At 35.1% G+C, this 15,448-nt stretch carries 17 protein-coding genes and 1 riboswitch; of the genes, 3 read left to right on the top strand and 14 right to left on the bottom strand.

Annotation, left to right across the window (positions count from 1 at the left end; genetic code table 11):
• Window positions 1-8 precede the first annotated feature (8 nt).
• From BN30_RS05465 to BN30_RS05430, 7 genes are all read right to left on the bottom strand, one after another.
• Window positions 9-986: a sensor histidine kinase gene (locus tag BN30_RS05465; protein ID WP_019214508.1), complete on the bottom strand. Its 978-nt coding sequence runs from the start codon at window positions 984-986 to the stop codon at window positions 9-11.
• Window positions 979-1,638 carry a response regulator transcription factor gene (locus BN30_RS05460; protein WP_019214507.1) on the bottom strand — a complete coding sequence of 220 codons (660 nt, stop codon included), beginning with the start codon at window positions 1,636-1,638 and terminating at the stop codon, window positions 979-981. Before BN30_RS05460 ends, BN30_RS05465 begins: the two co-directional genes overlap by 8 nt.
• 494 nt (window positions 1,639-2,132) lie before the next feature.
• Window positions 2,133-2,684 carry an energy-coupled thiamine transporter ThiT gene (gene thiT / locus BN30_RS05455; RefSeq protein ID WP_019214506.1) on the bottom strand — a complete coding sequence of 184 codons (552 nt, stop codon included), beginning with the start codon at window positions 2,682-2,684 and terminating at the stop codon, window positions 2,133-2,135.
• A gap of 25 nt (window positions 2,685-2,709) precedes the next feature.
• A riboswitch (TPP riboswitch) is annotated at window positions 2,710-2,803 on the bottom strand.
• Window positions 2,804-2,865: 62 nt separating this feature from the next.
• Window positions 2,866-3,132 (bottom strand): type II toxin-antitoxin system RelE family toxin, encoded by a 267-nt coding sequence (locus BN30_RS05450; protein ID WP_019214505.1) that lies wholly within the window; start codon window positions 3,130-3,132, stop codon window positions 2,866-2,868.
• Window positions 3,132-3,350 carry a type II toxin-antitoxin system RelB family antitoxin gene (relB, locus tag BN30_RS05445; RefSeq protein WP_019214504.1) on the bottom strand — a complete coding sequence of 73 codons (219 nt, stop codon included), beginning with the start codon at window positions 3,348-3,350 and terminating at the stop codon, window positions 3,132-3,134. Before relB ends, BN30_RS05450 begins: the two co-directional genes overlap by 1 nt.
• 360 nt (window positions 3,351-3,710) lie before the next feature.
• Window positions 3,711-4,988 carry a sensor histidine kinase gene (locus BN30_RS05435; protein ID WP_019214502.1) on the bottom strand — a complete coding sequence of 426 codons (1,278 nt, stop codon included), beginning with the start codon at window positions 4,986-4,988 and terminating at the stop codon, window positions 3,711-3,713.
• A gap of 1 nt (window position 4,989) precedes the next feature.
• A complete protein-coding gene (locus BN30_RS05430; RefSeq protein WP_019214501.1) occupies window positions 4,990-5,685 on the bottom strand; it encodes a response regulator transcription factor in 696 nt (231 codons plus the stop codon).
• 136 nt (window positions 5,686-5,821) lie between these two features.
• Here BN30_RS05430 and BN30_RS05425 point away from each other — a divergent pair, with 136 nt between their 5' ends.
• From BN30_RS05425 to BN30_RS05415, 3 genes are read left to right on the top strand one after another with little or no spacing between them, the layout of a single operon-like run.
• Window positions 5,822-6,715: an ABC transporter ATP-binding protein gene (locus BN30_RS05425; RefSeq protein WP_019214500.1), complete on the top strand. Its 894-nt coding sequence runs from the start codon at window positions 5,822-5,824 to the stop codon at window positions 6,713-6,715.
• Between the two features lies 1 nt (window position 6,716).
• On the top strand, window positions 6,717-7,469 hold the full coding sequence (locus tag BN30_RS05420) for an ABC transporter permease (RefSeq protein WP_026880665.1): 753 nt from the start codon (window positions 6,717-6,719) through the stop codon (window positions 7,467-7,469).
• An 8-nt stretch (window positions 7,470-7,477) separates the two neighbouring features.
• On the top strand, window positions 7,478-8,182 hold the full coding sequence (locus BN30_RS05415; RefSeq protein WP_019214498.1) for an ABC transporter permease: 705 nt from the start codon (window positions 7,478-7,480) through the stop codon (window positions 8,180-8,182).
• Window positions 8,183-8,232: 50 nt separating this feature from the next.
• Here the strand turns inward: BN30_RS05415 and clpB are convergent, their stop codons facing one another.
• From clpB to BN30_RS09150, 7 genes are all read right to left on the bottom strand, one after another.
• Window positions 8,233-10,812, bottom strand: coding sequence for an ATP-dependent chaperone ClpB (clpB, locus tag BN30_RS05410; protein ID WP_019214497.1), 2,580 nt, complete (start codon window positions 10,810-10,812; stop codon window positions 8,233-8,235).
• A gap of 20 nt (window positions 10,813-10,832) precedes the next feature.
• Window positions 10,833-11,825 carry a DnaJ domain-containing protein gene (locus tag BN30_RS05405; protein ID WP_019214496.1) on the bottom strand — a complete coding sequence of 331 codons (993 nt, stop codon included), beginning with the start codon at window positions 11,823-11,825 and terminating at the stop codon, window positions 10,833-10,835.
• A 163-nt stretch (window positions 11,826-11,988) separates the two neighbouring features.
• Entirely contained in the window at window positions 11,989-12,942 is a 954-nt protein-coding gene (locus tag BN30_RS05400) for a sensor histidine kinase (RefSeq protein WP_019214495.1), read from the bottom strand.
• The gene (locus BN30_RS05395) at window positions 12,942-13,748 is read right to left on the bottom strand and encodes a hypothetical protein (RefSeq protein WP_019214494.1); all 807 of its coding nucleotides are present in this window, start codon (window positions 13,746-13,748) and stop codon (window positions 12,942-12,944) included. Before BN30_RS05395 ends, BN30_RS05400 begins: the two co-directional genes overlap by 1 nt.
• Window positions 13,741-14,658 carry an ABC transporter ATP-binding protein gene (locus tag BN30_RS05390; protein ID WP_019214493.1) on the bottom strand — a complete coding sequence of 306 codons (918 nt, stop codon included), beginning with the start codon at window positions 14,656-14,658 and terminating at the stop codon, window positions 13,741-13,743. Before BN30_RS05390 ends, BN30_RS05395 begins: the two co-directional genes overlap by 8 nt.
• A gap of 280 nt (window positions 14,659-14,938) precedes the next feature.
• The gene (locus BN30_RS05385) at window positions 14,939-15,256 is read right to left on the bottom strand and encodes a phage holin family protein (protein ID WP_019214492.1); all 318 of its coding nucleotides are present in this window, start codon (window positions 15,254-15,256) and stop codon (window positions 14,939-14,941) included.
• Window positions 15,249-15,443, bottom strand: coding sequence for a hypothetical protein (locus tag BN30_RS09150; RefSeq protein WP_154648839.1), 195 nt, complete (start codon window positions 15,441-15,443; stop codon window positions 15,249-15,251). The genes BN30_RS05385 and BN30_RS09150 overlap by 8 nt, the downstream gene beginning before the upstream one ends.
• Window positions 15,444-15,448: the final 5 nt, after the last annotated feature.

Here is a 15,448-nt window from a genome sequence, read left to right as displayed (position 1 = left end):
TAATTAAATCAATTATAAAATCTCAGTTCAAAGGAATTTGATTTCTTCCCCTTATGATATAAAAGCTCTCCATTTTGCCTTTCCATAACAGATTTTGCCATAGGAAGCCCAATCCCATAACCTTTTGAATTTGGATCCAGTTTATAAAAACGTTTAAAAACTTTTTCTAACATTTCTCTATCTAAACCTTTAGAAAAATCTTCCACAAATATACTCTTATATAAGTTCGTTTCTTTTAAGTGAATTTCTATATGCCTATCTTCTGTAGCTTCTAGACCATTTTTCATCACATTAAATGCTGCTTCATAGGTCCATTTCTTATCACATATAAGATAAAAGTCTTCTCCATCAAGAGGAATTTCAATATTATCATTGATAAAATAATCTTTTAGATTTCGTATGATATCTTCAATTAACTCTCTAGCTGATATACTATCTTTTGCCATTTCTATTGTTCCAGAATCAAGGGCTGCCAATTTTAATAAAATGTCAGATAAGTTATGTAGTCTAAGTAAATTATCTCTAAGTCTTTCTATATATTCTTCTGAAACATTATCAATTTCGTCTTCTAATAGGTCTAACAATAATAGTGATCCAGTCAACGGAGTTTTTATTTGATGAGCAATGTCTTCAGTATATTCTCTTAAAGTTTCCTTATTTTTCTCTGCATTTTCAGCTATTCTCTTATTCTCTATAATAATTTTAATAATCTCATCTCTGAGTTTACCAAATTCATCGTCTATAATTTCGTAATTATCAGAGTTTATATCAAGCGAATGTAGTAGGTTAAATATATTATTAATCTTATCCTCAAGAGCTTTTTCTTTTTTCTTTTCAATTTTTGAAATAACTATAAATAGAATTATATTTATAAGTAAAAAACCTATAAGTGTTAGAATATCAAATCTTGGATTGAGATAAACTACAAATAAAGACATTATCAAATTTAAAATTAAGACAAGTAAAATATTTTTGTTTTTATTCATTGTCCCACCTATATCCTATCCCTCTAAGAGTTTTTATATGACTGCCATAATCTCCGAGTTTAGATCTGAGTCTTTTTATAGTGACAGTTAGGGTATTGTCATTTACTTCATAAAAATCATAACCCCAAACATAATCTAAAATTCGCTCTCTTAGTAGATTTATATTCTGGTTTTCTAAGAGCATTTCCAATATAGCAAACTCTTTTAAGTTAAGGTCTAAATCTTTTCCATCTATCGAAGCTTGTTTTGATATAAGATCTAAAGATAAATTTTCAAAAGTCAGTTCTTCAACCTTTTTTATTCTTCTGCTAAATACATTGTCTATTCTCGCCTTTAGGACAGGAAGAGAAAAAGGTTTTGTAATATAGTCATCTGCTCCTTGGGAAAGACCTTTTATTACATACTCGTCTTCATCTTTTACAGTAATCATTATTACAGGAAGGTCAGAAAATCCCCTTAGCCACTTTAAAAAATCAAAACCTGAACCATCAGGAAGATTGACATCCAGAAGAATTAAATCAAAATCATTAAAATTAAGATTTTCTGTCAGAGAAAGCTTGTTATAAATAATAGTTTCAATATTATGTTTGTTTAAGTAAGTTTTAACAGCAAAGGCAATTGTGCTGTCATCTTCAATCATTAGTATTTTCAATTCTATACTCCAATATCTCTGATATAACACATTTAAAATATCTATAAATTCTACACAAAAGTCCTCATCTAATAATACTAAGCCGTTGTATGTGATATTGTATTTCTAATCATTCTATATAACATTATATCACATTTTACAATTTAATCCTTATAAATTTCTAAAGACGGATATATTTCCGTCTTTTTCTAATCAAAAGCAGCATTTTTGTCTTAGGGCTAGTGAAGAGGAAAACTAAGCTTATTAATATTTACTTACTCAAGACATACAAATTTGTCTTAGGACTAGTAGAGGGAGATTTCTCTTTACAAGTTTGCACTGAAAGAATTGCCTTAAGTACTCAAAAAGCTTCTACGGGCGCGAGTGCAAAGCACCAAGGTTCTCGTCCGTATGGACGAGGTTCTTCTTGAACACAAAATAAAAAAGGAAGGCTACTATAGATATAAACCCATAATAGCCAATGCAAAAGATATATAATTTTTTATAAGAAAATCTTATCTGCTTCTATCCAATCCATATAACAATACGTTTTTGGATAATATAAGTATAATTACAAAAGCAATAACCGCTTCCACTCCCAAGAAAGTACCATTATAAATAACTGAGTACATAAGTGGACCGTGGCCTGATCCTTCTGCATATTCTGCGAAGAAGATGTAGCCAGATAAAACGTGGCAGATGAATCTACCTAGAACGCCGACTATAACAGCGACTGGTACGTAGAAAGATTTTCCTTCGCTAACAATTTGTTTAGAGAAGCATCCAGCAAGTCCAAGTAAGCCAAAAGCTAGTGGATAATCAAGTATAGCTTGGATAGGTGTGTAGATGTAGCCGCCAAGCAGCATGTCTAGAACGCCATAAACAGCGCCTACGATTATACCATAGCCAGCGCCATGTCTTATTGCGAAGAATAAAAGTGGAATCATTTGTCCAAGAGTGATTGAGCCGCCTTGAGGCATTTCAAAAATCTTGAATCTACCAAGAACTATTGACAAAGCAATCATAACAGCCGCTTCAGTCAATATTTTTGTACTAAATTTTTTCATAAAAAAACCCCCTAATGATGTCACTAGGAGTTTACTCGCACTTGCCTACGCTGGTACTAACCAGATCAGGTCATAAGGGTCGATAAATCTCTCAGCCAATGGCTCCCCTAGTGATAAATATTAATTATTACAATGATGATTGTAGCACAAGAAAAATAATTTGTCAAGGAAATGGACGGATTTATTTATAAATATCTCTTCTGTGACCAATTTCAATCGCGATTATGATTAGGCTCTCATCCTCAATATTCGCTAGAACGCGGTAGTCGCCTATCCTGTAGCGCCACATATCCTTCTTGTCACCTTTAAGCGCCTTGCCAAAAGCCCTTGGGTCACTCGCTCCATCGATATTTTTCCTGAGCCATGCAAATATTAGTGCGCTCACGGCCTTATCCATCTTTTTAAGCTCCTTAAGCGCCCTCTTTGAAAAAACTAATTTGTAGCGCATCACAGACCAAGCTCTTTCTCTACTTCGTCCATAGAATAAGTCTCTGGATCAGACAAATATTCTTTCATCGCTTCTTCGTAAATTTTGATGTCGTATTCGTCCTCGATGCGCTCCAAAACAGAGCTTCTAATAAGTTCAGACATGCTTATACCATTGATATCGGCATAAGTTTTGAATAATTTCGCATCTCTTTCACTTAATCTAACTGATATAGTCATAGCTCTTCCTCCTTTATTTATTACATTGTATTACATTTTCGTTTTTTTGTCAATATTTTTAAATAAGTCTATAATTATGTTTATTATTAAAAATTTTGGGTATATATAATTGAACGATTTATCACGCTCAAGTGATTCCTAAGCACCTTAAGGAGGTTTACATATGGATAATTATTTAATTTTGAAAGCCGTGGGACTAATTATTGGCCTTGCAATAATTTATTTTCTTCTAAGGAGCTATAAGAAAGTTCAAAGGAAACATTAATTATAATTTGATGAAAATATTTTTTCATTTTGAAATATCTCCTTCAAAAAGAGCCTGTACATTTTTGTACAAGCTCTTTTCCTTTTTTATTCACTTTATTTATCAAAGATAAATGATACTTCCAAACCTGAGTTTTTATTTTTTATAATAAATTTCGCATCGTGTAGCTCAGCTATTTGCTTAGAAATAAATAAGCCTAAGCCATGTTTTGTAATATTTGTCAAATCTTCTTCGTTAATTCTCTTGATAATATCTTCACTTACGCCACTGCCTTCGTCCGATATAGTGATACTTATCACGTCTTCACCCTCTCCAAGCGTAACTTTAATTTTGCCAGATGTATAAGTAAGTGCATTTTTCAAGATATTTTCAAGCATTCTGTAAAATAAATTCTCATCCATCTTAATTTTCGTATCTGTTTTAATATTATTTTCGAAAATAATTTCTCGCTCTGGATTTTCATTTAGTTTATCAACTATAAGTTTTCTGATTATTTTTAATGGGTTTTCACTAGTAAAATTCTCTTTATCAATGCTAGAGAGCGATATAGTGAGGTTTAGCCCCTCTAAGATGTTTGAAATTTTCAAAACCTCGTCCTGTATAAGTTTTTTATCTGGATTTTCTTTGTTTACTTCCCAAGAAATTTTCGCAAGCGGCGTCCTCACATCGTGGCTAACGCCTCTAATCCATTTGCCTTGAGACTTTTTTAGCTCCCTGTATTTTTCATTCGCCTCGTTTATGGTTTTCGTCAAATCTTTCAAGTCGCCGTATTCATCAAGCTTTTCGTAGTCATCCTCATACAGCTTATCTATGGCTCTTTGCAGTGGGAGTATATTTTTAAGGATATTTTTAATATCTATCTTATAAAATACATAGACAAATAATAAGAATAAAATTAAAAATCCCAAAACAAGTATTATATTGAAAATAAATTTGCTGTAACTGTAGTAGTTTGAAGGCAATTTATCCAAGGAATGCTTCGGATAGGCAAAGACAATTATGCCATCGTCTAAAACGTAGGTAAATACAGGGTAATTAGCTAAGTAGTATCTCGCAAATCTCGCCACATCTCTTATATCAAACTTGTTCTTAAGCTCTTTTGGCTTATTAAAGCTCTCTATAAGATTTCCCTCTTTGTCAAGTCTTATAGCCCAAATATCTTTTTCTTGTAAAAACGCTGTATTTTTCTCGTTTAGATAAGTATCCGTTTTATTTTCATTCACATAGGAGTAAATATAATTAGGGTTTGGATATTTATTATTTAATCTATAGTTTAAGTATAAAAATATCATAAGTAGTAATAATAGAAAAAATAATAAACTTAGTATTCTGATGACAATTTTTTTAAATCTTTTTAATATATAATTAAACATTTTAATCCTCTTTAATTAGTTTGTAGCCAAGACCCTTTATTGTGATCAAAATCTTGGGATTTCTTGGATCATCCTCAAGCTTTTCTCTGAGCCTGTATATATGCATTATCAAGGTGTTTTCGTAACCATAAGAGTCTTCCCAAATATTATCTAAAATTCGGTCAATTGAAACTATTGTATTTATATTTTGGGATAAATAATCCAAAATTTTAAATTGCTTTGCTGTTAAGGGAATTTCTTCGCCGCCCTTTTCAAGTATGCCTCTCGATTTATCAAAAACCACTTTACCTAAATTTATTTTCTCCTCGCTTTTAATTTTTTTAATTCTTCTTAAAACTGCGTCTATCCTCCAAAGCAGCTCATCTGGGAAGAAAGGCTTAACAAGGTAGTCGTCCGCCTTATTCTCAAAGCCTTCTCTTCTGTCATCTATGCCATCAAGCGCTGAAAGTATGATAACCGCTAAATTAGACGTGCTTCTTATCTCCTTTAATAAATCAAAGCCACTGCCGTCTGGAAGCATTAAGTCTAAAACCACCAAATCGATTTTATAATTTTCTAATTTAAATCTGGACTCCTTCAAGTTTTTGGCAGTATAAACCTCTTTAAAGCCTTTATCTTTCAAAAAATTATATAAATTTTCTAATAAACTTTTTTCATCATCGACTAACAATATACTAAAATTACTTCTAAAATCCATTACCCCACCTCATTAAGATTATTATACAACATTTTTTTAATATATTTAGCTTTATTTGAATTTGTTATCTAAAAGTGAGCTTGTGTAAACTTTATATTTATCTATGCGTGCTATTATGATTTTAGGAGGAATGATTATGAAAAAAATACTTGAAGTAAAAAATTTAAAAAAATCTTACAACAAAAAGTTGGTCCTAGACATTGATTCTTTGGAAATCGAAGAAGGCTCTATCTATGGCCTTATCGGTAAGAATGGCGCCGGCAAGTCAACTCTTATGAAGATTGTACTTGGTCTTGTGAAAAAAGACGCTGGCACAGTTAAAGTCTTCGATCAAGAGGTAAACGCCAAAAACCAAAAGGATTTTAATAAAAATCTTGGCGCTCTTATTGAAAATCCATCATTTTACGAACACCTAAGTGGCTACGAAAACCTTGAGATAGTCGCAAGCCTAAAAGGAATTAAAAAAGAGAGCATCAATAAAACTTTAGATCTAGTAGGCCTTAACAATGTGGGCAAGAAAAAGGCTAGGAACTACTCACTAGGCATGAAGCAAAGGCTCGGCATAGCCATGGCATTGATGGGCAGCCCAAAACTATTAATATTAGATGAGCCAATCAATGGTTTAGACCCTCAAGGGATTGAGGAGATGAGAAATTTATTTAAAAACATCGTGAAAAACACATCTACCAGCATACTTATCTCTTCGCACATACTTGATGAAATCGAAAAAATTTCCACTCACATAGGTATACTTAAAGAGGGTAACTTGACTTACAATGGCAGTCTGGACGAATACAGAAGGCTTCATCCGCCATATATATCAATGATAACTTCTGATAATGACAAGGCTAGAGAACTTTTAGACCTTGACATAGACTGCATAAGTGAGAAAAAGATAATTTTAGGTAAAAAATCTAACCAAGATATTGCAGATATAGTTAATTTTTTAACAGGAAAAGTTGATATATACAGGATAGAGGAAGAAAAAGAAAGTCTAGAAAAGCTATTTATTGAAGAAAGCAGGTCTTAAGATGAAAAATTTAGAGAGGAAAAAATATAAAAGACTTGGAATAAATTTCTTAATAATAGTAGTTTTTATCGCTCAAATGCTGATGGTAGCAGGCGTTAGCCACTCGAAATCGTTTGCAGAAGGTGCCTATCCACTTGCCTACATCCTAGACACTTATTTATTTATATCACTACTGATAAACCCAATACTGATCTCGTCCCTTGTGAAAAAAGTTATAGAGATTGAAGAAAAAAATAATATGTGGAAAATTCAAATTATGCTCGGAGAGAAGGTTAACCATATACTTATAAATAAATTTAAAAATTTATCCATAAAATTAATTTTGCTGCAAGCGCTTGAAGCTCTATTCTTTATCTTGCTCGCAAGAAAATCAGTAAACTTCAATATGAACAGCGAAATGCTCCTAAGATTTCTACTGGTAAACTTATCAGCACTGATAATAAATTTATTTTTCTTGGGATTTTTCATGATAGTGGAGATGAAATCGAAAAAAGTCTACACCCTTTCATTTATCTCAATCATAGGCGGTCTTACAGGTATCATCACCATGCTAACATCTAAAGTGCTTTCATTTATCAACCCATTTGCTTGGATGGCATCTCTTTTGAATGTTTCTTATGTGATAGAAAACCAAAACTTCGTTCAAGTGCTAAACCCAATAAATTTCTACACCATAATCATTGCCTTTGCATTTTTAGTGCTTATGATAATTTATATTAAAACAATGAAATCATATAATTTATGGAAGGACTAGGAGGAAAAATGTTAAAATTAGAATTAAAAAAGATAAAATTTATAAATATTTTGCTAGTAAGCCTCATAATACCCTTATTAGCTAACGCCTTTGGGCTTATAAACTACATGGGTAACAAGGCTTCACTAACGCACGAGTGGCAAAGTCTGTGGGCTCAAGTAAGTTTATTCTACTTCTCCTTCTTCTATATACCTTTAATTGCAATCGTTGTAGCAAGTTTGTGGTCTGTTGAGCACAAGGCGGGACTTAAATTCATAAGACTGAGTCCAAAAAAGAATATGTCCTTTGTATTAGCAAAGACGATTTTAGCCTTCATCATAGTAAGTCTATGCCAAATATATTTTTTCTTCTTATTTTATATAGGAGGAAAATTTATAGCAAATTTCTCTAGTATAAACTTTAGCATATATTTTTACTATATAATGATGAGCATAATATTATCACTTCCAATAATCGCCATATTCAGCGCACTTGCCATAAGGATAAAGTCCTTCGGTATCATAGTGCTTTTATCTAGCATATTTACTATACTTGGTTTGGGAACTGCGTATAGGGCACTCAAAATAGTTGGACTAAGCTTTTTAGCGATTGAGTCAAATAACTTACGATTTATAAATCTTCACGATTTAAGCTTACTTGCTGTTTTTGCAGCGGTGGAGATCATCATATCCTTGTATCTTTCTAAGAGATTTTTAAAATATGAAAGCAAGTAAACACAAAAAGAGCTTGTACATTTTTTGTACAAGCTCTTTTTCTTATGCTATTAATTTTTCTTAACTGTAATATCTTTGCCGTCGTAGTCCATAGTGATGTTTTCGCCGTCAAGTACTTCTCCAGCTATAATCATTCTAGAAAGTTTTGTCTCAACTGTTCTTTGGATGAATCTCTTAACTGGTCTTGCGCCAAAGGCTGATGAGTAGCTTTCTTTAAGGATGTATTCCTTCAAAGCTTCTGATATAGTCAAAGTGATGGATCTTGCTTCAAGTTTAACTCTGATCTTGTCAACTTCTTTTTCTATGATGTCAAAGATTTCTGCCTTCATAAGCGGCTTAAACATAACAATCTCGTCGATTCTGTTTAAAAATTCTGGTCTGAATGCGGCCTTCATCTCGTCATTAACTTTTTCTCTTGTTTCGTCTGTAATCTTGCCGTCTTCGCTAATTCCTTCAAGTATATCTGGCGAGCCGATATTGCTTGTCATGATAATGATGGTGTTCTTGAAATCGACTGTTCTGCCTTGATTATCAGTTAATCTACCATCGTCCAAAACTTGAAGTAGTATGTTGAATACATCTGGATGAGCCTTTTCTATCTCGTCAAATAATACTACCGAATATGGTTTTCTTCTTACTTTTTCAGTAAGTTCGCCGCCTTCTTCGTAGCCAACGTATCCTGGAGGTGCGCCTATTAGCCTAGATACAGCGAATTTTTCCATGTACTCGCTCATATCAATTCTAATCATGTTCTTTTCATCGTCAAATAAATCTTGTGTCAATGCCTTTGTTAATTCTGTCTTACCTACGCCAGTTGGTCCTAGGAAGATGAATGAGCCGATAGGTCTGTTCGGATCGGATAGTCCCGCTCTGTTTCTGATGATGGCGTTTGATACGGCTTCTATCGCCTCATCTTGACCGACTACTCTTTGATGAAGTATCTCGTCAAGCTTTAAGAGTTTTTCCTTTTCGCTCTCTTCAAGCTTAGAAACAGGTATGCCAGTCCACTTCGATACAACGTCTCTGATCTCGTTTTCAGTAACTTCAAGCTTTAAATACTTTTGCTTTTCATTGACATTTTCGTTCTTTTCCTTAAGTTCTGCCTCAAGTTTCGCTAGTGTACCATATTTTAGCTCGGAAAGTTTTTCCAAATTGTACTCTCTTTGAGCTTTTTCTATCTCGTATTTTGTCTCATCTATCTTTTTCTTAAGCTCTTTAACGTCTTCTATCCTGTCCTTTTCCTCTTGCCATTTCTTTAGACTAACGTCGTATTCCTCTTGAAGTGCTTGCAAATCCTTGTTAAGCTCTTCAAGTCTCTTCATGCTGCGCTCGTCGTCCTCTTTTTTAAGAGCCTCTCTCTCGATCTCAAGCTGCATAATTAGCCTTCTCTTCGAGTCAAGCTCCTCTGGCATCGAGTCAATCTCAGTTCTAATCATCGCCGAGGCCTCATCCATTAGGTCTATTGCCTTGTCTGGTAAATATCTGTCGGTGATGTATCTGTCTGAAAGCACTGCGGCAGCTATAACAGCGGGGTCAGAAATTCTGATTCCGTGATAAACCTCGTACTTTTCCTTTAAACCTCTCAAGATGGAGATGGTATCTTCAACAGATGGTTCAGTGACCATAACTTTTTGGAATCTTCTTTCAAGTGCCTTATCTTTTTCGATGTATTTTCTGTATTCGTCAATGGTTGTCGCACCGATGGTTCTCAAAACGCCTCTTGCAAGTAAAGGTTTTAGAAGGTTTCCTGCGTCCATAGAGCCTTCAGTTCTGCCAGCTCCGACGATGTTGTGAATTTCATCGATAAATAGAATTATCTTGCCTTCAGATTTTTCTACTTCTTTTAAAACTGCCTTTAATCTCTCTTCAAACTCGCCTCTGTACTTAGCTCCAGCGATTAGTGCGCCCATGTCAAGCTCAAAAATTGTCTTGTCCTTTAAGTTTTCTGGCACGTCGCCCTTAACTATCCTTTGTGCTAGACCTTCGACTATAGCTGTCTTACCAACGCCTGGGTCACCGATTAAGCAAGGATTGTTCTTTGTTCTTCTCGAAAGAATCATAAGAACGTTTCTGATCTCATCGTCACGGCCTATAATTGGGTCCATGTTGCCCTTTCTTGCGTATTCTACAAGGTCTCTGCCGTATTTTTCAAGCGCTTGATAACGCATCTCAGGGTTATCGCTAGTTACATTTTGATTGCCACGAAAGCCCTTCAAAGTATCTAAGAATGCCGCTCTCGTTATATTGTATTTCTTGAAAATGGCATCGATGTTCGCATTTTTCACTTCCATAATACCTAAGAATAGATGTTCAACGCTTAGGTACTCATCTTGAAAGTTTTTCATCTCATTTTCTGCTAGTTCCAAAACTTTATTGTACTCAGCTGAAGTATAAATGTTTGAACCGCTTTGTTTAGGGAAATTGTTAATTATGCCTTGGACATCCATAAGCATCGCGTCAACATTTACGCCCATCGCCTCAATCGTAGTTCTGATAAGGCCTTCCTTGTCCTCAAGTAGAGCCTTTAGTAGGTGCGCAGGTCTTATCTCAGGATTGCCAAGTGACCTCGCAGCCTCATTCGAATTATTTATCGCCTCAATTGTTTTTTTCGTTAATTTATCCATGTTCATAATATCACCTTCTATTATATTTATTTATATTTATTTTCTAATTCTTTGTATAATTTTTCGCTTTCCTCATCAAGTTTTGGGTTCACCATGTTAAATCTGATGTATAAGTCGCCTGTATTGCCCTTCATATCAGTAAAGCCCTTGCCCTTGATCCTCATAAGCTTGCTTACGTCGTAGCCCTTTGGCACCTTGATCTTGATCTTCTTGTCAAAAACTTCGACCACTCTTTCGCAGCCGAAATACGCGCCCCAAGGGTAGATGTCTACGCTTGTCTTGATGTCGAGACCATCAAGTTCGTAGCGGCTGTCCTTCAAGAATTGAATTTTGAAATAGATGTCGCCACTTACGCCCCATTTTTCGCCAGCCACTTTTATGGACTTGCCAGCTGTAATACCCTTTGGTATATTAAGAGTTATATTAATGTTTTTGCCGTCAATGTTTAAAGATACTGACCTCTTTGAGCCGTGATAAGCTTCGTCAAGCGTGATATATAGCTCAGTATTGTACCTTTGTCTCTCTTTTTTTGCCTTGCCTCTAAATAAGTCATTTATATTAAAGCCCGATTTTTTATTAGATTGCGCTTTTCCGCCAAAAATGTCATTTATATTAAAGCCTGATCCTTTTCCTGAAGCTGATTGAGAATCGCCGCCAAAGAACATATTAAAGAAGTCGGAGAAGTCGCCACCAGAGCCGTTTGTTTCGTATCTGTAATAAGTGCCGCCATTACCATTAGCACCGCCAAAGCCGCCAAACCCAAAATCGTTCGGGTTAAAGTTTTGGCCGCCTCTAAAGTCGTAGTTAGAACCGAAAGCGTCGTACTTTTGTCTCTTTTCCTTGTCAGACAAAACTTCGTAAGCCTCATTTATTTCCTTAAATTTTTCTTCGTTCGCCTTGTCACCTTGATGCAAATCAGGGTGATACTTTTTGGCAAGCGTCCTAAAAGCCTTCTTAATCTCAGCATCAGAGGCCTTTTTGTCGACACCTAATATTTTATAATAATCTTTATACTCCATAATATCACTTCCTTTGACTATCTCTGACTTATTTATACCCAGTAAATGAAAATATAAACATATTTTTTATTTTTCTATGAAAATAGTAAAAAAATCGCAAAAAAAGAAGCGATGATAATTAAATATCATTCGCTTCAATGAGTTTATTATGAATTTATTTTTATTAGTTTAAGGCCTTGCCTTTGATTGTAATTATAAAAATATCATCTTCGTATGAGACTGTTGCTTCTAAGCCCATCAATTCACACAAATTTTCGACTATGTTTAACCCCAATCCGCTCGACGCATCATTCTTCGACTTATCTATAGTGTAGTTCCTCTCGAAAACTCTCTCTATATTATCATCCGTTTCAATTTGAGCAAGATTAGAAAATTTTAGCTCGAAGTAGCCATCTTTCAGCTTAAGCTCAATCTTGTCCTTGCCTTCTGAGTACTTCATCATATTTGAAATCAAATTGTCGACAACTATCTTAAGATTCTTCTCGTCTTGGAAGCATCTCACTCTATCAAGCTCTACATCAATCATTTGGCCTTTGGCGATGTAGTAGTCGTAGTAATTAACTATCTCTTCCTTGATAAAGTCATCGAGATTAAAGACCCTCTTGTCAATCTTGTAGGACTTCGACACAAGCCTTGAAAAATCATAAAAACCGTCGATGAGACCCTTTAGCTCCTCGGCCTTCTTCTTGATTATCTCAAGGTACTTCTCGTCCCTAGTCTTCTCGTAGATATCGATGTAGCCCATGATGGACGTAAGCGGCGTTCTGAAATCGTGCGAGATGTTCGTAATCATGAGGTTTTGGTTCTCGATTGAGGCGTTGTACTTTTGACCCATGGTATTTTTCGAGTCAATGATCGCTTCGATAATTTTACAGATCTCATTCAATTCACCCGTATAAGAATAGCTTTGCAAAGCGACCTTAATCTCGCTTGCTTCCTTGTCCTCAAGGTTTTCGCGAAACTCCCTAAGCTCTTTTCTTGATAGGTATATGGTGTAGCAAAGATAAATAACAAGTCCCAATAGTATAAGCATTACGCTCATCAAATCTAAACCAAGAGCGGCTACTAAAAAAATTAGTGCCGCTGCTATAATTATGGCAGGAAATACCCTCTTCATTAAAATTCTCTTTTTCTGCCTACAAAGTAGATGCCAGCCCAAACAAGAGCTATCCAGCCAAGCATGATATAAAGATTATTGTAAACATTCAAAATCTTATCTGTATAATTATAGCTTTGTAAAAAGGCAAGATCGTAGCTTCCCATCATTCCAGTTATTGATTGGACAATTCTTGATGGTGCTAAGATTATTAATCTTGGATCCCATTTAAATTTATTTATAATTATATAAAGTACTGGTTGGAAGATCGACATGGCAACATAAGATATGGCGATGGCTGATGATCTGTGTCTTGTAAGTATTTGGAAGAACAAAACAAGTGACACATAAAACCATAGGCATGGAAGTAAATATGCAAAGCCTATTAAAAAGTTCTTCATCATATCAGCAAATGGCGTAGTGCTGATAGGTGCGATGATTGCGCCGACTCCTATAAGTATAGTGCACATGATGATCATGTAGACTAAGATATATAGGAAGGAAATAATTGCATTTGCTAGATAAATCTTAATCCTTGATTGACCAAGTGCTAGGTTGTTGTTGATGGCGCCTGATGCGTATGGTTCAAGCGCTGTTAAATTCACCATTAGAGGAATTAGTATGGATGCTAAGGATAATATTTGGCCTAAAGTGAAGAACATCATCGATAGGTCACGGTCCACTTCCCAGCCTGCAAAGCCCCTCCTTTTAAGCCCTGAAAAGATGTATAAAACAAGGGCGCACATCACAAATCCGAAGATGTATAGACCTACATTGTACTTTCTTTTACTAATTCTGAAAACTTCTGCTTTTATAAAATTAAACATCTCTTCTACCTCCTACTAAGCTTAAGAAATAAGATTCAAACTCTTCCTTAGCTTGATTTATCTCGATGATTTCAACGCCTGCATCTTGGAAGGCCTTGAATATTGCGCTGCTATTAACATTATCATAAATTGCAATAACATTATCAGCTAAAACCTTGTAATTGTGAAGCTTCATGTCCTCTTCCAAAACTATAGTAGCCTTGGCAGCGTCGTCAACCTTGATCTTTGTAGACGATTTAAGCTTTTCATCAAGCTCATCCTTAGTAATCTCTTGGATAAGTCTGCCATTGTCAATGAAGCCGTACTTAGTAGCAACCATGTTAAGCTCGCTTAGAATGTGGCTCGAGATCATGACAGTAGTCTTTCTCTCTTGATTAACAAGCTTGATAAGATCCCTGATCTCCTTGATACCGATAGGGTCAAGACCATTGATCGGTTCGTCTAGGATAAGAAAAACTGGATCATCGATAAGCGCGATACCGATGGCAAGCCTTTGCTGCATACCTAGTGAGAAGTTCTTCGCCTTCTTGTTCTTAGTATTCTCAAGGCCGATTAGCTCCAAAGTTTCATTAACCTTCTTCTTTCTGTCCTTGATATCTCTGTTGATCGCGATGTACTCAAGATTGTCCCTTGCACTAAGCGTTGGAATGAAGTAAGGCCTGTTGATTAAAGCGCCTGTCCTTCTCCTCGCTATGTTAATATTTGCGCCCGCATCGCCAAGAAGCTCGATTGAGCCACTTGTTTGGTAGCTAAGGCCAGTTATGATTTTTAGTAAAGTAGATTTACCAGCGCCGTTCTTGCCGACAAGACCATAGATCTCGCCTTCGTTTACACACATGTTGACATCCTTCAGTGCGTAGAAAGAGCCGTAAACCTTGCTTACAGAATTTACCTTTAAAATTTCTTTCATAGTTTTCACTCCTTTTTTATCTTTATGGGTCTATTATACAGTATAAATCTTAATTATTTCTTAAGAAAGTCTTAAAAATTTCTTAAGTTTTGAAAAATCGCCCACACCACTGTATATTACTCCATTGTAGAAATCGTCATAAAATTAAAAAATCATAAAAACACCCATAAAATCATCGAAAAACACCCTTACTAGTTACAAACTAGTTACAAACAAACACAAAATTTAATCATCACAAAAGCAAAAGGGGGGCTATTATAAAACCCCCTCTTTCTATTTTTTATTCATTTAATTTTTTTTGAGCCTTATGCAACTCTTCTACGGCACTTTTAATAAGTATCTTTGCTTCATTCGTTTTAAGTTTAGGAAATCTCTTGACAAGCTCATCATATACAAATTTGTATTTCTCATCTCCTCTGCCTTTTCCGATAAACATCTCTTCCGCCGCATTAACAAGTATGCCAGCAATCGTCTGTGTGATTAATATCTCGCTCTTGTTCTTACTTTTCTTAATATATGGTACAAGCACTCCAGTAATTATACTGCCCGCAAAAGCAATCACAGCTAGCGCTATATTCATGATCATTTCTTTATCCATCTAAATCTTCTCCCTTCATATCCTCTTCGCACTCTTCATCAGAGTGTTTTATTTCTTTTCCTTTTATAAAGGCCAGTCCCCAAAGTTCAGCCGTAGTAAAACTAAACCAGCTACCTACAAGCACATCAGAGACAAATAGCCCTCTGTAGTTGATGTATAGCACCGCCGCGCAGAAAATTACATTCATCGTAA

Origin of the sequence: Fenollaria massiliensis (assembly GCF_000312505.2) — a bacterium.
GTDB lineage: Bacteria > Bacillota > Clostridia > Tissierellales > Peptoniphilaceae > Fenollaria > Fenollaria massiliensis.
Note: the sequence above shows the minus strand (reverse complement) of the source record. Positions and strands in the feature narration are given on the sequence as shown.